The sequence below is a fragment of the Streptomyces sp. NPDC031111 genome (genome assembly GCF_055570675.1).
On record NZ_JBVIGS010000001.1, the window covers coordinates 301,043 to 318,854 of the forward strand.

14 protein-coding genes are annotated in these 17,812 nt (G+C 72.0%); 3 read left to right on the forward strand and 11 right to left on the reverse strand.

Annotation, left to right across the window (positions count from 1 at the left end; translation table 11 throughout):
* Nucleotides 1–131 precede the first annotated feature (131 nt).
* Nucleotides 132–1,178 carry a LacI family DNA-binding transcriptional regulator gene (locus tag ACZ470_RS01400; protein ID WP_468423302.1) on the reverse strand — a complete coding sequence of 349 codons (1,047 nt, stop codon included), beginning with the start codon at nucleotides 1,176–1,178 and terminating at the stop codon, nucleotides 132–134.
* Between the two features lie 254 nt (nucleotides 1,179–1,432).
* On the opposite strand from ACZ470_RS01400, the gene ACZ470_RS01405 reads away from it, so the two are divergent.
* Genes ACZ470_RS01405 through ACZ470_RS01415 form a run of 3 tightly spaced genes read left to right on the forward strand, consistent with a single transcriptional unit; the run spans nucleotide 1,433 to nucleotide 4,559 of the window.
* Nucleotides 1,433–2,584: a Gfo/Idh/MocA family protein gene (locus tag ACZ470_RS01405; protein WP_468423303.1), complete on the forward strand. Its 1,152-nt coding sequence runs from the start codon at nucleotides 1,433–1,435 to the stop codon at nucleotides 2,582–2,584.
* Nucleotides 2,581–3,732: a dihydrodipicolinate synthase family protein gene (locus ACZ470_RS01410; protein ID WP_468423305.1), complete on the forward strand. Its 1,152-nt coding sequence runs from the start codon at nucleotides 2,581–2,583 to the stop codon at nucleotides 3,730–3,732. Before ACZ470_RS01405 ends, ACZ470_RS01410 begins: the two co-directional genes overlap by 4 nt.
* Nucleotides 3,729–4,559, forward strand: a complete 831-nt coding sequence (locus ACZ470_RS01415; protein ID WP_468423306.1) for a sugar phosphate isomerase/epimerase family protein — start codon at nucleotides 3,729–3,731, stop codon at nucleotides 4,557–4,559. Before ACZ470_RS01410 ends, ACZ470_RS01415 begins: the two co-directional genes overlap by 4 nt.
* Nucleotides 4,560–4,622: 63 nt before the next feature.
* Here ACZ470_RS01415 and ACZ470_RS01420 read toward each other — a convergent pair whose 3' ends face one another.
* The 10 genes from ACZ470_RS01420 to ACZ470_RS01465 form a co-directional block, all read right to left on the reverse strand.
* Nucleotides 4,623–6,032 carry a DUF6177 family protein gene (locus ACZ470_RS01420; RefSeq protein ID WP_468423308.1) on the reverse strand — a complete coding sequence of 470 codons (1,410 nt, stop codon included), beginning with the start codon at nucleotides 6,030–6,032 and terminating at the stop codon, nucleotides 4,623–4,625.
* Nucleotides 6,029–10,009, reverse strand: coding sequence for a type VII secretion protein EccCa (eccCa, locus tag ACZ470_RS01425; protein ID WP_468423310.1), 3,981 nt, complete (start codon nucleotides 10,007–10,009; stop codon nucleotides 6,029–6,031). Before eccCa ends, ACZ470_RS01420 begins: the two co-directional genes overlap by 4 nt.
* A gap of 97 nt (nucleotides 10,010–10,106) precedes the next feature.
* Nucleotides 10,107–11,366 carry a hypothetical protein gene (locus ACZ470_RS01430; protein WP_468423312.1) on the reverse strand — a complete coding sequence of 420 codons (1,260 nt, stop codon included), beginning with the start codon at nucleotides 11,364–11,366 and terminating at the stop codon, nucleotides 10,107–10,109.
* 13 nt (nucleotides 11,367–11,379) lie between these two features.
* A complete protein-coding gene (gene eccD, locus ACZ470_RS01435; RefSeq protein WP_468423314.1) occupies nucleotides 11,380–12,750 on the reverse strand; it encodes a type VII secretion integral membrane protein EccD in 1,371 nt (456 codons plus the stop codon).
* Between the two features lie 31 nt (nucleotides 12,751–12,781).
* Nucleotides 12,782–13,045: a hypothetical protein gene (locus tag ACZ470_RS01440; RefSeq protein ID WP_468423316.1), complete on the reverse strand. Its 264-nt coding sequence runs from the start codon at nucleotides 13,043–13,045 to the stop codon at nucleotides 12,782–12,784.
* A 19-nt stretch (nucleotides 13,046–13,064) separates the two neighbouring features.
* Nucleotides 13,065–13,949, reverse strand: coding sequence for an immunity 49 family protein (locus tag ACZ470_RS01445; RefSeq protein WP_468423318.1), 885 nt, complete (start codon nucleotides 13,947–13,949; stop codon nucleotides 13,065–13,067).
* Complete coding sequence (locus tag ACZ470_RS01450; protein ID WP_468423320.1) at nucleotides 13,946–16,522, reverse strand: hypothetical protein; 2,577 nt, start codon at nucleotides 16,520–16,522, stop codon at nucleotides 13,946–13,948. The genes ACZ470_RS01445 and ACZ470_RS01450 overlap by 4 nt, the downstream gene beginning before the upstream one ends.
* Entirely contained in the window at nucleotides 16,519–16,905 is a 387-nt protein-coding gene (locus tag ACZ470_RS01455; protein WP_468423322.1) for a DUF6507 family protein, read from the reverse strand. The genes ACZ470_RS01450 and ACZ470_RS01455 overlap by 4 nt, the downstream gene beginning before the upstream one ends.
* Nucleotides 16,906–16,954: 49 nt before the next feature.
* A complete protein-coding gene (locus ACZ470_RS01460; protein ID WP_468423324.1) occupies nucleotides 16,955–17,266 on the reverse strand; it encodes a pore-forming ESAT-6 family protein in 312 nt (103 codons plus the stop codon).
* Between the two features lie 43 nt (nucleotides 17,267–17,309).
* Nucleotides 17,310–17,642 (reverse strand): hypothetical protein, encoded by a 333-nt coding sequence (locus ACZ470_RS01465; RefSeq protein ID WP_468423326.1) that lies wholly within the window; start codon nucleotides 17,640–17,642, stop codon nucleotides 17,310–17,312.
* Nucleotides 17,643–17,812: the final 170 nt, after the last annotated feature.

The window sequence follows — 17,812 nt, forward strand, 5'->3', positions numbered from 1 at the left end:
CGCAAAACCCCCACGACCGTGAGTCGACAACGCACCCCTTCAGGGGCGCGGGGAACTGCGCAAAACCCCCACAACCCGCAGCCGACAACGCACCCGCCGCCGGGACCGCCCAAAACCGGACCCAGGTCCGATCAATCCCGCGGCCCCGCGGTGGACCCCCGCACCATCAACTCCCCCCGCACCGCCGCAATCCCCCCCGGCGGCTCCTCCTCCCGCCCCATCGCGATCCGCCCCGCCCGAGCCCCCGCCTCCGCCAACGGCAACCGCACCGTCGTCAGCGCCGGCACCGCGTCGATGCTGAACGGCAGATCGTCGAACCCGGCCACCGACACGTCGTCCGGAATCCGCAGCCCCGAGTCCCGCAGCGCCGCGCACGCCCCCAGCGCGACGGAGTCGTTCGCCGCGACCACCGCCGTCAACGACGGGTCCCTCCGCAGCAGTTCGAGCGTGGCCTCGTACCCCGACCGCCGGTCGTACCGCCCGTGGACGGTCCACCGGGGGTCCTCCTCGATGCCGTGCGCGGCCAGCGCGGCCCGGTGGCCCTCCAGCCGGTGACGGGTGGTCGTACGTTCCTGGGGGCCGGCGATGTAGCCGAGCCGCCGGTGCCCCAGCCGGATCAGATGCTCGGTGAGTTCCTGCCCGCCGCCACGGTTGTCGAAGGTCAGCGCGATCGCCCCGGTCTCCGGCGCCTGCGGCCGCCCGCACAGCACCACCCGCGTCCCCGCGTCCGCCAGCTTCCGCAGCTTCGCGTCCATCGCCGCCTTGTGCGGCGCGTCCTCGATCGCGCCGCCGGTCAGCACCACCGCCGCCGCACGCTGCCGCTGGAGCAGTGTGAGATACGTGAGTTCGCGCTCCGGCGACCCGCCCGTGTTGCACACGACCGCGAGTCTCTCCCCGCCCGCGCGCCCGCCCGGCCCCCCGATCTCCCCCTGGATGGCGCTCGCCATGATCCCGAAGAACGGGTCGGCGATGTCGTTCACCAGGATGCCGACCAGGTCGGACGTCGCGGCGGCGAGGGCGCTCGCGGGCCCGTTGAGGACGTAGTCCAGTTCGTCCACGGCCTTCAGCACCCGCTCCCGGGTGGACGCGGCCACGGGATAGTTCCCGTTGAGCACGCGCGACACCGTCGCGGGGGAGACCTGCGCGCGGGCCGCCACGTCCGCCAGGGTCACCGTCATCTGTCGTCCTCCGCCTCGCGCGTCTCGCCGCGTCTCGCCGTACGCCGTCGTACACACCCACACCCACACCCGTGGTTCCGAGCAGACCCTACGGCCATCCGCGCGGTTGTTCGCCCCCTCGAACAACTCGGGTCGGTTGCGGTCTTGTCGGCACCGCCGTTCAGAGGCTAGCTTCTACGTACATAGAAAGCGCTTGCTGTCACGCTCACCAGTGGGGCGTACGCGGCGCGCGAACCGCGTACGAAGGGAATGACGTGACACGCAAGACGGTGCGTATCGCCATGAACGGTGTGACCGGGCGCATGGGCTACCGCCAGCACCTCGTCCGCTCCATCCTGGCCCTGCGCGAACAGGGCGGCCTAGACCTCGGTGACGGCACCGTGCTGTGGCCGGAGCCGATCCTGGTCGGCCGCCGGGAGCACGCGCTGAAGGCGCTGGCCGAGCGGCACGGGCTGGAGCACATCGCGACGGACCTGGACGCGGTCCTCGCGGACGACAGCGTCGACATCTACTTCGACGCGCAGGTGACCTCGGCCCGCGAGGAGGCCCTCAAGAAGGCGATCGCCGCGGGCAAGCACATCTACACCGAGAAGCCGACCGCCACCGGCCTCGACGGCGCCCTGGAACTCGCCCGCCTGGCGAACGCGGCCGGCATCAAGCACGGCGTCGTCCAGGACAAGCTGTTCCTCCCCGGCCTGCTGAAGCTGAAGCGCCTCATCGACGGCGGCTTCTTCGGCCGCATCCTCTCCGTGCGCGGCGAGTTCGGCTACTGGGTGTTCGAGGGCGACTGGCAGGAGGCCCAGCGCCCGTCGTGGAACTACCGCGCCGAGGACGGCGGCGGCATCGTCGTCGACATGTTCCCGCACTGGGAGTACGTGCTGCACGAGCTCTTCGGCCGGGTGAAGTCCGTCCAGGCCCTCACCGCCACCCACGTCCCGCAGCGCTGGGACGAGAACGGCAAGCCCTACGACGCCACCGCCGACGACGCCGCCTACGGCATCTTCGAACTGGACGGCGGCGCGATCGCCCAGATCAACTCCTCCTGGACGGTCCGCGTCAACCGCGACGAGCTCGTCGAGTTCCAGGTCGACGGCACCGAGGGCTCCGCCGTCGCCGGTCTGCGCAATTGCCGCGTCCAGCACCGCTCCGCCACCCCCAAGCCGGTGTGGAACCCGGACATCCCCGCCACCGAGGTCTTCCGCGACCAGTGGCAGGAGGTCCCGGACAACGGCGAGTTCGACAACGGCTTCAAGGCCCAGTGGGAGCTGTTCCTCCGCCACATCCACGCCGACGCCCCCTACCACTGGGACCTGCTGGCGGGCGCCCGTGGCGTCCAGCTCGCCGAGCTGGGGCTGAAGTCGTCGGCCGAGGGCCGTCGCCTCGACGTACCGGAGATCACGCTGTGACGCTGCACCTGCCCGACGCGAACGGAACCCTGCGCGCCTACGAGCCCCGCACCGAACCCCTCGCCCTCACCACCGGCGCCCCCTTCACCTCCCGTACGGTCTTCTCCGCCGCGCACGTCGTCGCCGACCCGTACGCCGACACCACCCCCGACTCGCCCGCCGCCGTCGACTGGGACGCCACCCTCGCCTTCCGCCGCCATCTGTGGTCGCACGGGCTCGGAGTCGCCGAGGCCATGGACACCGCACAGCGCGGCATGGGCCTGGACTGGGCGGGCGCGGCCGAGCTGATCCGCCGCTCCGCCGCCGAGGCGAAGGCGGTCGGCGGCCGCATCGCCTGCGGCGTCGGCACCGACCAGATCACCGGCGGCACCCTCGCCGAGGTGCGGGCGGCCTACGAGGAACAGCTCGCGCTCGTCGAGGAGTCCGGCGCGCAGGCCATCCTGATGGCGTCCCGCGCCCTCGCCGCGACGGCGAAGGGCCCCGAGGACTACCTGGAGGTCTACGGCCACCTCCTCCGCCAGGCCGCCGAGCCCGTGATCCTGCACTGGCTCGGCCCGATGTTCGACCCGGCGCTCGAGGGCTACTGGGGCTCGTCCGACCTGGACGCGGCCACCGACACCTTCCTGGAGGTCATCGCCGCCCACCCCGACAAGGTCGACGGCATCAAGGTCTCCCTCCTGGACGCCCAGCGCGAGATCGACCTGCGCCGCCGCCTCCCCCAGGGCGTGCGCTGCTACACCGGCGACGACTTCAACTACCCCGAGCTGATCGCGGGCGACGAGCAGGGCTTCAGCCACGCCCTGCTCGGCATCTTCGACCCGCTGGGTCCGCTGGCGGCGGAGGCGGTCCGCGTGCTCGACACGGGGAACACCGACGGCTTCCGCGCCCTCCTCGACCCCACCGTGGAACTCTCCCGGCACCTCTTCCAGGCCCCCACCCGCTTCTACAAGACGGGCGTGGTGTTCCTCGCCTGGCTGGCGGGTCACCAGTCGCACTTCACGATGGTCGGCGGCCTCCAGTCGGCGCGCTCCCTGCCCCACTTCGCCCGCGCCTACGAACTCGCCGACGGCCTCGGCCTGTTCCCCGACCCCAAGCTCGCCGAGGAACGGATGAGGACCCTGCTGCACCTGTACGGAGTGACCCCGTGACCGACCTCGCGCGCTTCAGCATCAACCAGATGACCGTCAAGCAGCTGTCACTGCCCGAACTCGTCGACGCCTGCCGGGACCTGGGCGTACCGGGCGTGGGCCTGTGGCGCGAGCCCGTCCAGGCGTACGGCGTCGAGGCGGCGGCCAAGCTGGTGCGCGACGCGGGCCTCGCGGTGACGACGCTGTGCCGCGGCGGCTTCCTCACCGCGAGCGACCCCGGCGAGCGGGCGGCGGCCCTCGCCGACAACCGCCGTGCCGTCGACGAGGCGGCCACCCTCGGCACCGACACCCTGGTCCTGGTCTCGGGCGGTCTGCCGGCCGGCTCCAAGGACCTGCGGGGCGCCCGGGAACGCATCGCGGACGCCCTCGCCGAACTCGGCCCCTACGCCGAGGAACACGGGGTGAAACTGGCCATCGAGCCGCTGCACCCCATGTTCGCCTCCGACCGCTGTGTGGTCTCGACCCTCGCCCAGGCCCTGGACATCGCGGAACGCTTCCCCGCCCACCAGGTCGGCGTGACGGTCGACACGTACCACATCTGGTGGGACGACCAGGCCCCCGCCCAGATCGCCCGCGCGGGCGCCCAGGGCCGTATCCACACCTTCCAGCTCGCCGACTGGACCACCCCGCTGCCCGAGGGCGTCCTCAACGGCCGCGGCCAGATCGGCGACGGCGCGATCGACATGCGGGAGTGGAAGGGCTACGTGGAGGCGGCCGGCTACACCGGCCCCATCGAGGTCGAACTCTTCAACGACACCCTGTGGGCCCGAGACGGCCGCGAGGTCCTCGCCGAAACGGCGGCCCGCTTCGTGGAACACGCGGGCTAGGAGCCGCGCGGGCGGGCCCCGGGCCCTGTGCAAGCCCCGGTCCCGCCCGCGCTGAGCACACCGTCAGGCCTCCACCCCCGTACCGGGCACACCGGCCCGCAGATGCGCCGCCAGGCGGTGCAACGCGACGAGGGCACCGGCGTCCGACCCGTCCCCCAGCGGGTAGTGCAGGGCGGGCTCGGAGGCGGGCCCCAGGACGACGGGTCGTACCTCGACGGGTGGGCGACGGGCATGGGTGAGGCCGATGCCCCGCACGTCCCGCGCGCCCAGGGTGAAGGCCACCGGGACGGGAGGGGCCTGGAGCACGGGCCGCGTGGTGAGATCACGGGAGGCCCGTCGTACCGAGGCGAGCATCGTCGTCAGGCCGTGCCCCACGGCGAGGGTCTCGGCGAGGGGCGTGATCGCCTCCAGGGGCGGGTCCTCATCCTCCCCGTACCCGAGGACGAGCGTCACGTCCTGCTCCACTCCGGCGGTCGTCCGCGTGACCCGGATCCACGCCAGGGCGGGCCGGTCGGGGTGTCCTGTCACGATCAGATGGGTCGGCTCGGGAGCCCGGTCACGGGCCAGATCGGTCAGTTGGCGTGGCGACCAGGGCAGGTTGACGGGTTCCGCGGTGCCCCAGCCGGCCGGCGCCGAGCCGGTGAGCACGCGCCAGGCCGTCTCGAGCCCTTCGCCCAGGACGACGTTCTCGTGTGCGGGGAGCGTCGTACGGAACGCCACGACGAGCTGCCGATCACCCGACGAGGATGTGCGGCCGAACGCCGCGGCGACCGAGGCCGTGCCGTCCGCCCCGAGCGCGGGCGCGAACGTCCCGTCCTGCCAGCGCAGCACTGCCCCGGACAGGCCGTCGTAGTAGCCCTGTGCCGGCTCCTGGACGACCCAGCGGTTGGGCACCTGGAGGAGGGTGGCGCGGGCCGGGGCACTGAGCCGGACGTGCGGCGGGGTGACGATCTGCAGGGCACGGCCCGACTCGGAGGTGCCCCGCAGCACCTCGGACAGCCAGGTGGTCAGGGCCAGGACGGGCCGGTCGGCCAGGACGACGGACGTGCTTTCGGTGAGGACGTCCACGACCGGCTGTCCGTCGTCGGGTGCGACGGCCGCCCGCATGTCCACGACCTCGGTGCTCGCCGCCGGCTCGGGCCAGGTGCTTCCGCCGAGCAGCAGGGCGAGCCGCCCGCACACGGATCCCGCCAGCCGCTCGGCCTCGGGCACGGCGCCGGAGGCCCGGGCCTCTGTCCACCAGAACGGCACGGGCACGTTCCGTCCGAGCAGCCGTTCGGCCTCCCCGGGGACCTGGACCAGCATCGGGGCCTCCACGGACACGAGGGGCCTGCCGTCCGGGGCGCACAGACGCAGCATGGCGCCCGAGGAGTCGGTGGTCACGCCCGCCTCGGGCCCGCCCGCGTACAGGCCGGCCAGCAGGGCCCAGGTGTCCGGCATCGTCGGGGTGAGGGCGATGACGTCCTTGGTCACGACTCCTCCTCTTCGGCTCCGGCCAGTGCGGTCTGGACGAGCTGGTGGTTCCGGCCACGGCGGACCAGGGTGCCGCGGCCCGGTGGTTGCCGGGAGGCGTACAGGCCGGGGAAGAGCTGCCCCTCGGTGCGGTCGCCGGTCATCACCAGGGCGGTGGTACCCGTCTCGCGCAGTGTGGTCAGGAGCGGTTCGTACAGCGCGCGGGAGGCTCCCGCGGTGCGGCGCGCGAGGACGAAGTGCAGGCCGATGTCCTGCGCCGAGGAGACGTACGGCAGGAAGGGCGCGAGGGGCTGTTGTCCGGCGGTGGTGAGGATGTCGTAGTCGTCGACGAGGATGACGATCCGCGGGCCCCGGAAGGCGGGTTCGCCGGTCTCGGGCGCGTCCGGGTCGGCGGTCTCCGGCATCCTCTTCTGCAGTTCGGCGGCGATGCCCGTGGAGAGGGCGGCAGCGAGCGTGGCGTTGTGGGCGTAACCGCCCCGGTACGGCTCGGGGACGACACCGCGCAGCCCGCGGCGCGGGTCGAAGACACCGAAGACCAGCTCGTCGTTGGCGTACCGTTCGACGAGTCCGGCGACGATCAGCTTCAGCAGGTTCGTCTTGCCGCACTCGTTGTCGCCGAGGACCAGCAGGTGCTGGTCGCCGCCGAAGAGGTCGAGCAGCACGGGGGCGAGGGCGTCCTGGTCGAGGCCGACCGGTATCCGCCGCGGTTCGGCGGCCGACGAGGGCAGCCGGGTCACCGGCAGCCGGGTCGGCAGCACCCGCACCGGGGCGGCGGGCTCGCCGTGCCAGGTGGCGCGGACGGTCCGGGCCGCCTCGTCCAGGGCCGGGCCCAGGTCACCGGTCGTGGGCGAGCCGTCGATGCGGGGCAGGGCGGTCTGCGCGAACAGTTTGCCGTCGGTCAGCACCCGGCCGGGAACGTCCGGCGAGAGGGTTTCGGAGAGCTTGCGGTCGACGGAGGAGTCGGCGGGGTCGTTCAGGCGCAGCTCGACGCGGGTGCCGAAGAGCGACTGGCCCGCGATGCGGACGTCGTTCCAGCGAAGCATGCCCGCCACCACGTGGATGCCGTAGCCGCCACCCCGCTTCAGCAGGTCGGCGATCGGCTCGTCGAGGTCGGCGAAGTCGTCGCGCAGCGCTCCGAAACCGTCGACCACGAGGACGACGTCCGTGGAGCCGAGCCGCGGCAGCCGTCCCTGGGCGCGGAGCCCGCGGAGCTGGTCGACGGAGTCGATGCCGTGCTCGCGGAAGACCGTCTCGCGCTCGGCGAGCATGGCACGCACCTCGGCGACCGTACGGGCCGCGCGCTCACGGTCGGCCCGTCCGGCGACCCCGCCGACGTGCGGCAGGGCGGCCAGCGCCGACAGGCCGCCACCGACCAGGTCCAGGCCGTACACGGCGACGTCGCGGGGGGTGTGGGTGACCGCCAGTGACAGGACGAGGGTCCGCAGGAGCGTGGTCTTGCCGGACTGGGGGCCGCCTATCACGGCCACATGGCCGCCGGCCGTGGTCAGGTCCAGCACCCATTGGCCCTGCCACTGCCGGGCAGGGTCGTCGAGCACGCCGAGCGGCACCCGCATCCCGCCCGTGGCACGCGCCAGACGCAGCCCGTGCTCGGAGACCCGGACCGGGCCGGCGGTCGCGTCCAGGGTGACGGCGTCCGGCAGCGGGGGCAGCCAGATGCGGCGCACGGCGGGCGCGGCACCGGTGAGCCGGCCGACCATCAGCGACAGGACGGTCGGGCCGGTCTCCCGACGGGTGGCGGCGGGCTGCTCTTCCCGCTCCTCGGTGCGCCCCGCGGTGTTGTACGCCGGGTAGGGCAGGGCGAGCGGCGCTTCGTCCCGCTGTTCGAGCACCGCAGGACCGTGGTGGGCGCCGGAGACGTATCCGGCCTTGAACCGTTCGTAGGTGGAGGTGTCGACCTTCAGATAGCCGAATCCGGGCAGGGGCGGCAGATGGAAGGCGTCAGTGGTGTCGAGGACCGTGCGGGACTCGTCGGCGGAGAAGGTCCGCAGGCCCAGCCGGTACGACAGGTAGGTGTCCAGGCCCTTGAGCTTGCCGCCCTCGATGCGCTGGCTGGACAGCAGCAGGTGGACGCCGATGGAGCGGCCGATACGTCCTATGGACAGGAACAGGTCGATGAAGTCCGGCTTGGCGGTGAGGAGTTCGCCGAACTCGTCGATGACGACGAACAGGTGCGGGAGCGGTTCGAGGTCCGGTCTCTCCGTCGCGCGCAGCACGGTGTAGTGACCGATGTCGGCGATGTTGCCGGCGTCCTTCAGGACCTGCTGGCGGCGTTTGACCTCACCGGCGAGGCTGGTGTGGACGCGTTCGACGAGCCCGGCCTGGTTCTCCAGGTTGGTGATCGTCCCGGCCGTGTGCGGGAGTTCGGCGAAGGGCGCGAACGTGGCGCCGCCCTTGTAGTCGACCAGGACGAGCGCCAGGTCCTCGGGGGAGTGGGTGGTGGCCAGGGCGAGGACGAGGGTGCGCAGGAGCTCGCTCTTGCCCGAACCGGTCGCGCCCACGCACAGACCGTGGGGGCCCATGCCGAGCTGGGAGGATTCCTTCAGGTCCAGCAGGACCGGCTCGTGGCGGTCCGTCAGCCCGATGGGCACGCGGAGGAAGTCGCGTTCGCCGCGGGGCTGCCACAGGGCGGTCAGGTCGAGGTCGGCGGGGTCGTCGATGCCGAGGAGCGCGGGGAAGTCGACGGGTCCGGTGACGGGACTTCCCTCGGCGGCGGACTCCGGAGACAGCCGCAGCGGGGCCAGCAGCCGGGCGATGCCCTCCGCCCCGGCCGCGGTGACCGGGTCGACGGTGCCCTCGGCGGCGGATCCGCGCAGGTCCTCGACGACCACCCGCTCGCCGTGGACGGTGAGGCGCACGCTCACCTCGTCCGGCTCGTGGACCTGTTCCTGGAGCAGGTGCACGACGGTGACACCCATGTCCGGCAGCCCGACCGCCGAGTCGGGGCGGGGGAGTTCGACGGCCGGCTCGCCGTGGGCGTCGACGACCACCAGCAGCCGCGCCGCCAGCCGCAGCGCGTTCCGGTCGGCCAGGCCCCGCCGCACCTCCGCCGCGTACGCGGCCCGCCGGCCCAGCTCGTGCCGGAGCCGTTCGGAGAGTTGCCGCACCTCCGGCGCGATTCGGCGGGCGGCCACCGGACCGTCGTGCGCCCGCGGATCCAGCACGTGGGGCAGCCACTTCGCCCACTCCCACTCGGCCAGCCGCTCGCCGGGCACGGCGAGGGCGAGCGCGACGTCATCGGGAGCGTGCGTCACCGCGGTCTGCACCAGCAGCGCCCGTACGACCCGCAGGACGTCCTCCCGGTCACCGATGACGCTGACGTTCCCGACGCGGTCCAACGGCACCGTAAGGGGCACGTCGGCGGCCGTCGCGAACCGGCGTTGCAGGGCGCGCGCCTCGTTGAGCATGAACGGGTCCGGCGGCGTCAGCACCCCGCCGGCGCCGCTCTGCTGGATCGTCGGCTCAGGGGCCGGTACGTCACCGAGACCGACCCGCACCCGCAGGAAGTCGGCGTCCTGGCGGCGCCGCTCCCACAACCGGGCGGGGTCCCGCACCAGGTCGTACAGCGCGTTCGGCGGCGGGTTCAGCTCCCGTTCCGCGTCCCGCAGCCGACGCTCGGCGGCACCGAGTTCCTCCCGCAGTTCCTCCAGGTACTCCAAGTAGCGTTCACGCTGCGTGCGCCTGGTGCGCTGCGCCTTTCCGCGCTGCGACAGGAACAGCGCCACCGCTCCCAGCAGTGCGAAGACCAGGACGACCGCGCCCACGATCGCGAACCGGCTGTTGCGGACCACGGTCATCATGATCACGGAGCCCATGACGCCCGCCATCGGCAGCAGCGCGGTGGCCGCGTTGCCGGTCTTCCCTTCGGGCAGGTTGGGCGGTGCCTCCACCGTACGGGGCCGGCCGGGTTCCAGGGGCCGGGTGCTGCGGGCGGGCCGGTGGACGATCTGCAGGGTCACGGGCGGACTTCTCCGGAGCGGGTCGTGACGGAAGAGGGGCAGGACGGACACGGACCGGGGCGCGACGGGAACGGACCGGGACGTATCGGCCGGATGCTCATCGCACCCTCACCGCGCGCCCCATCACCTCGGCGGCCAGCCGCAGGACGGCCTGCCGCGTGGCGTGAGCCAGGAGGTCGGTGCGGATGGGGCCGCCACCGGCCAGATGACGGTCGTAGGGCACGGTGACGACGGTGACACCGGCCTCCTTGAGGTGCCCGGCGGCCGTCCTGTCGTCGAGAAGCGTGTCGGGGGTGCTCGACACCAGCGCCACGACCGTCGTGGCAAGGGCGGAGTGCGGCAACCGGGCCAGCCAGTCCAGCACCTGACGGGTGGCGCCGACGCCTTCCGCGGTGGCCGGCGACACCACCACCCGGGCGTGCGCGGTGTCCATGGCCGTACGCGCCACCTCACCGGGGAGCGTCTCGCAGTCGGCCACGGTCACGGCGAAGTAGCGGCGCAGCGCCAGCGTCACCTTCCGATACGACACCATGTCGAGCGGCGGACCGACCTGGCCCCGGCTCGCGGGCAGCAGCCAGCCGCCGTCCGACACCGGCACCAGATAGCCGGTCACGTCCGTCAGCTGCATGGACGGGTGGAGGATCGACGCGAGATCGGCGAGCGTCCAGCGCACCGCCTCCGCACCCATGCGCACCGGCAGGGTGCCCAGCGCGGCATCGGCCTCCAGTGTCAGCACCGGGTCGTGCCGGTAGTGGTTGAGGGTGCGCCCGAGCAACGCGGAGACCGTGGACTTGCCGACGCCGCCACGAATGGAGGTGACGGCCACCACCCGGCCCGTGGTGACGGACTGTTGCAACTCGCGGGCGATCCGGGTCTGTTCGGCGACGTCCTGTGCCACGGACGAGGTGAGCTTGCGCAGGGCCCGCCCCGTACGCCGGGTCACGGAGTCGCCGTGCAGGGGGCGTCCCAGGGCGAGGAGGAGACGGGGATCGAGGGTGGGGGACGACTCGGGGGCGGGGGTCGCCGGGAGGCGGGCGTCGCGGGTGGCGGGCGTCGCGGGCCGCTCGGGGACCGGTTCGTCGGCGGACCGGGTGCCGGGCATGAGGGTCGGGGACGCGGGCCCGCCCGCGGGGGCGGGCGGGCCGGACGCGTCACCGTCCGTGCCCGCGCCCGCTTCCGACGTCGTGGCCGCGGGCTGCGGGGGCGCGGGGTGCACGAGCCGCAGCGCGGGCTCTCCGGGCCGGGCATCCGTATCCGGGTGGCCGCTCCCGGAGCCGCCGCCCAGCTCCCGCAGCACGTCCCGCTGCCAGTCGTCGCCCGCCGACGGCCGCTCCCGTCCCTGCTCCCCCTGCGCCATGCCGCCGCGCCCCCTAAGCGAAGGTGTCGAGCAGTCGCCCGTACACACCGAACACGCCGACGAGCAGCGGAAGCAGCGCGATGATCCCCACCGACTCGAGCAGGTCCCCGGCACGCCGCAGCCGGACCCGCACGTGCTCGGCCGGCTGCACGGTGAGAACGACGAGCGGCAGGACCGCCAGCACGACCAGGACGGCCAGCGGTGCCACGGCCGAGGACCGTTCCGCCCACACAGTCAGCAGCCGCAGTGCGACACCCGCCGCGGCGGCCAGCAGCACGACCACCTCGGCGACCAGCGGAAACGCCCGAGCCCGCAGAGCCAGCACCACAGCGACGACCGCGGCGAGCGGCACCGTCCACACGGAGGGATGCCGCAGCGCCAGGACGGCGGCCACGGCGGCCGACCCCGCCAGGGTGATCGTGGCGAGCACCAACCCGCGGTGGGCGGCGGCCAGGGCGGCGGACACCTGGTGGCGGCTGACGGAGATCCCGCCGGCCCGCCGGTCGTCGAGCCCCGAGAGCCCGGACGCCATCAGCGCGAGCCGTGGCAGCACTCCGAGCACCACCACGCATACGACGCCGAGCACGGCCCCGACGCGCGCCTGCTGCTCCGCCGTCGCGGCGCCGGACTGCACGGCGAGGACGGCCTCCCAGCCGACGGCGGTCAAGGCCACGGCGCCGGCACCCACGACCCCGCCCCGCCCCAGCGGTGTGAACAGTCCGAGCAAAGCGAGGACCAGTACGGTCACCGCCGCCACCCCGGCGAGCCGCAGCGCGCCCGCCGAGGACCCGCCGACGACGTCGACGAGGCTCCAAACGCCCAGCACGCCGAGCGCGCCGCCGGAACACAGGAGGCTCGTGGCGACTCCGTGCCTGCGCCCCCGCCCCAGGAGCGCACCCGCCACCGCGGCCAGGCCGGCCGCGGCGAGCAGGGCACCGGCGGCGGCCGTCCGGTCGTACTGCGCACGTGCGAACAGTGCGGCGACGACCACCCAGCCCACGCTCGCGGCACCCGCCGTGACCCGTCGGGCGGCCGGCCCCCACACCCATGCCCGGTGACCGAGATCCTCCGCCACCTCGTCGGTGACGTCGTGCACGACGGGGGCGGGTGGGGCGTCCTCCGCACGGACCAGACGCAGTACGGCGCCGTCGCGGATGCCCGCCGTCTCCAGGGTGCTGTCGTGATCGAGCGCGGAGCCGTCCACCGTGACGAGGTGACGCGAGGCGGGCCGACCCTTCACGCGGTCCTCCAGCAACCGCATGATCTCGGGCAGCAGCAGCCCGACCGGCTCCCGCGCCGGAAGCACCAGGTCGACGCGACGCCGCTCACCGACGAGCGTGACGCGGCTCAACACCACCGGCCCACCGGCCGTTTCCCTGCTCAAGGCCCCCGTAGACATCACGATCGCGAACCTATCACCGGCTTGTAGGACTGTCCGAGGGCGTGGGAACGCCGGGGGAGTACGGGCTCTGCCCGATCAGCCGGTGCGACACGAACGACCACCCCACACACCCCGCGCACAGCACGGCCGCGATCACCATCCCGGCGAGCACCTTTCCCATCCGCTCGTCCATGGCCCGCCGTTGCCGCTGTGCCCCGAACAACAGGGCGTCCCGCAACCGCCGTCGCCGCACGGAGACGGACTCGAGGAGCTGACTGTCGTAGTCGTGGGCGGTCATGGTGATCAGTTACCTCGTGTCACGTCGGGAATTCGCCCAGCCAACTGCGCTTGAGCAGGTTCTCGGGCAGATACTCCGACTCCACCTCGACGGGCAGTCCGGCGTCGTGAGCGAGGCAGGTGAGGGCGAGGATCGCGAGGGGAACATCCCCGTCCCCCGTCTCCTGGCGCTCCTCGCTCGCCGTCCAGTACTCCTTGTGCAGCTCGAGCGCCTGGACCAGTGCTTCGTTGAACTTGTCCGCGTCTCTGCTGACGAATCGGTAGAACAGATTGATCGGCGGATACAGGACCTTGAGCATCATCTCGCGGTCCATGAACCGGAGCCGGTCCGGGTCGGTCCCGTCGAACGCGGCGACGAGCTTCTCCCCGAGCCCCGGACGCTCCAGCCAGTACGTCTGGAGGGCATCGACCCAGTGGTAGATGTACTCCTCGAACACGGCGCCGGAGGCCCGGAGCGTCTCGATCGGCACCTCGCACAGCTGGGTCATGCGCGCCTGGTCCCGGCAGACGATCGCCAGCCAGAAGGCTTCCAGCCAGGTACCGGCGTCCACGAAATGCGTGATCCCCACGGCGGGGATCGTCCGTACCTCGTGGCCGATCATGCACTCGACGGTGGAGCCCTCCGGGGCGGTGGCCGACGCGAACAGAGCGGACCCGACCTGCATGGCCATGACCCAGGCTTCCCATGTCTCCAGCTTGTCCGCTGTGGGGTCGAGGGAGCACTGGAGCTTGGCGGTGTGCAAGGCGCCGCTGAAGGTCATGCCGAAACTCTGAGGCCACTCCTCGAGCCGCTCGATGTCCTCGAGTGTGTCCTCGTTGAGTTCTCGTCTGAGTTCGTCGGGGTTCGGATGGCCGATTCCCTGCGCAGGTCGGGAGACGCGCGTCGGCATGAACTGCTTCCTCATCTCGTGAGTTTGAATTGCTTCATTTCGTAGCCAGCGTACTTAGCCCCGTCAGGTTTGGCTTTCACGAGGACATAGTCCACCTTGTTCGCATCCAGCGCGGTTTTCAGGTCCCGAGCCAAGGCGCGTTCAGCTCTGGCTCGATCGAGGTGACCGTCCTTGCGGAGCTTCGCAGCTCTCTTCTCCATTTCCAGGAGAATGGTCTCGAAGTACTCCTTCGTCCCCTGTGTCACCAACCGCCCACTATGCCCCTTGCGCACTCCGAGGGAGGCTTTCGTGGACCCCTTCGCCTCGACGACGACATACCGGCCGTCCGGCGTCCGGTACACCTGGTCGAACCGATTGTTCCCGAACGCCCCGTCGTCCAAGCGCACCGCACCCGCGTAGTGCTCCGGGATCGCGTGGCGTTCGGCGGCGTACTCGCCGAGCATTTCGCTCTGCCGACGGGCGTCGCCGTGGAGCGGTGAGTGCGTCTTGTCGGCGAGATCCCTCGCGGCGGCCAGCTCGTCCGTGGGGTTGGCCGCGTAGGCCTTCTCCGCGGCTGCGAGGGCGCCCTCCGCCGCGTTGTCGGCAGTGATGGCCGCGTCCCGCTTCGCGGCCTGCTTGTTCAGGTCCTCGAGGATCTCGTCGGCGAGGTCCGATGCCTTGCCCCGGATGGGATCGGGGCGCACATAGTCCTCCTTGATCGCCGGAGGCATGTCACTCGCCGCGATCCACTTGGGCGGCGCGAACGGGTTGCGTGTGAGCTGGGGCACGGCCTGGTCGTATCCGCCCTTGGCGGACGTGGAGCGCCGATAGCCGTTCTCGCGGTAGTGCTCCCTGAACCACTGGGGGTCGTTGTTGGCCCGTTCGACCTGCCGGCGCATGATCTCGCGTTCGACATCCAGGGGATCGCGGCTGCCGGACGGCGATCCGCCCGAGCCGTCTCCGCCTCCGCGACCGCCACCGGTCCCGCCGTGCTGGGCGGGGATCGAGCCACTGTCGGCTCCGCCGCCCGCGTGCCCGTCACCGCCCGCCGCATGGCCCCCGGTGTCGCGTGCGGGCACCGTGTCCGTGCCGCGCGTCCCGGAGTGCTCACCAACGTGAGCGGTCGGCGCCGTGTTCCCGCCGGCCCGGCCCGTCGCGTCACCGCCGACGTGGGCCGCCGTTTCCCCGGCCGCGTGCACGCCTGCCCGCTCGCCCGCCCCGACGAGCACACCCTCCTCGTGCCGCAGGCTCCGCTCCAGCAACTCCCGGTCCGCCGCCGACAGTTCCACCTTCGCCGGTGCCGTCGTCCCGTCCGCCCGTACGACCGAGCCGTCGTCCAGGTTCAGCCGGGTTCCGTCCGGCCATTCCACGACGTTGTCACGGATGACCGGCGTGTCGTCGGCGACCCGCACCACGCTGCCGTCCGGCTGGACCCGCCCCGCGCCGGAGAGGATGTCGTCGTAGGCGCCCGCGTGCACGCCCCGCAGGCCGGCGAACAGGTCGGTGACCTTGACCGTGCCGAACTTCGCGGCCTTGCCGAGGTAGGTCATGGGGTCGACCAGCCGGGCCGTCCTGCCGAGAGCGCCCACCGTGCGGGCCACCGCGCCGCCCTTCGCCGCCGCTCCGGCCCCTCCCGTGAAGACCGTCGTCAGGACGTTGAAGGTGACCGCGCCACCCGCCCGAGCCGGGTTCTTCCCCCACTGGTCCCAGGCGACCAGCGCCTTGCCCGCCTCCTTGACCGTGTTGCGGGAGTCGCGCAGATAGGAGGGCAGTTTGTCCTCGGGCATCCTCCAGTACGCGACGCCGACGACGGGAATCGCGGTGATGAGCACGCCGGTCGCGAGCTTGCCGAGCCCCTTCCAGGCCTCACCCGCCGCGTCCCAGCCGTCGACGCCCACGAGGGTGCCGAGGCCCCGGATCGTGCCCCACACCCCGTCGACGACGAAGCCCTTGCCGAACTCCGTCAGCTGGTGGCCCAGCCAGTCGAGCCCGTGCCGCTCCTTCTCCACGGTCTTGCCCCAGGGCAGTTCCTCGGACTGGTTCAGGAGATCGGCGGTGAAGCCGTAGGTGCTGGTACCGCGTTCCAGCAGGCGCTTCTGCGCGCCGTCCTCGAGGATCAGCGTCGAGCCGCCCACCAGGGCGGTGATCTTGTTGTGGCAGGTGATCTCCGCCTGCCAGAAGGCGGCCGTGGTGGCGTTGACGTCGTGCACCAGGTCGTTGTTGAGCTGGACGTTGTCCTCGTCCTCGCGCCAGTCGTCGTCCCCCGCGATCTGGTGCCGGAAGGTTTCCGCACGCTGCTTGAGGCTCTTCAGCTTGGCCACGAGCGGCTGGATCTCCGTCTCGTAGGAGCTGAGGGCCGCCGCCACCTTCTCCAGATCGTCGGCGAACTCGTCGGCCTTGGCCGCCACCGGCGCGGTCGTGGCGAACAGCTGTTCCGCCTCGGGAGCGGTGTAGCACGCCGACAGCCCCTGGAAGCGGGTGTGCACGTCCGACCCCGACTGGCGGAAAACGAGGGCCTCTGCCGTCAGAAGCAGGCTGTCCGTGCCCAGTTGTTCCAGATCGCCGGTGAACTGCGGGATGTTCTGCGGATCGATGAGGTCCGCGCTCACCGGCCCCCCTGCCCCTCCGCGCCCGGCAGGTCGATCTTCGGTTCCTTCAGCGCGTTCGCCTGAGCCTGCGCGGCCATGTCCAGGTCACCCTTCACGTACGCGTTGGTCGCGGCGGCCGCTCCGTTGAGGGAGTTCGACGTGCGCACCGCGACGTACATCAGCTTCTCCTGGTAGGCGGTGAAGAACTCACCCAGCGCCGCCGCGACAGGCCCCTGGACGCCGCTCTTCTCCACGCCGCCCTGCTGGATCGTGCCGGCGGACTTCGCCGCGCTCGGCATGGTCTCCTGGAGGGCCTTTCCGGTGTCCGAGAGGCCCTCGGCCGCCTGCGCCGTCTTCGTCAGGACGTGCTGCACGCCCGACGGCGATATGTCCCACCCCGTCATGTGGATTCCCCGTACTCCCGAGTGCCGTCGTCCGGGCGACGAGCCCGCGTCAGCCGATGTTGTCGACCGCCGCCCGCGCCCTCGCCATCGTCGACTGGGCCGTCCCGTCGTTGTCCTCAAGGGTGTTGCGCACCAGTTGGATGATGCTGCGCACCTCGTTGGCCGCGCGGTTCCAGCGCAGTTCCTTGCCGTGGTACTCCTCGGAGACACCGTCGGCCTGGAAGTCGGCCATGGCGGCCTTCACGGCCTTGTCGCGGTCGGCCAGCACGCGCTCCAACTGCCCGATGATTCCTTGCAGACCACCCTGCACCTCGCTCGATGCGCCGGTGTCGTAGGAGCGGCGGTCCAGATTCTGGCCCATCGTCAAAACCCCCTGAGTTTGTCGGTCACGGCCCTGGTCGGCTCTAACGCGCGCCGAAGCGGGCCGCGTCGAAGTTGGCCGCGCCCATGTTCTTCTGGGCGTTGTCCTGCTGTTCGGTGTCACCGGTGGCGAACGCGGTCTCCATACCGCCCTGGCCTCCGAGGATCGCGTTGAGCGACTCGTTCAGCGCGGCGGTGATCTCGTCCGCACGCGTCTTGAACGAGTCGAAGGCGACCTTTCCCGAGCCGTTGAACTTGCCCTCCAGCGGCTCGGCCGCCTGGACGAGCCAGCGGATCAGCGTGCCCAGGTCGGTGCTCGAACCGACCGTGTTCTTGCCCAGATCCGACAGGGTCGTGGACCCCATGTCGAACTTCACGTGTGTCACCCCCGTGCGTCACGTGCGCCATCACAAACCTGTTCGATCATGTTGTCGTACAACCCGTTGCGGACGCAACGCCGTTGATCGTGGTGTGACGCGATCCGGACATGTTGGGGACGATGCCGATGCCGTCGGTCCTTCGAGCGGACGCGGGGTCGGTCGGTGCG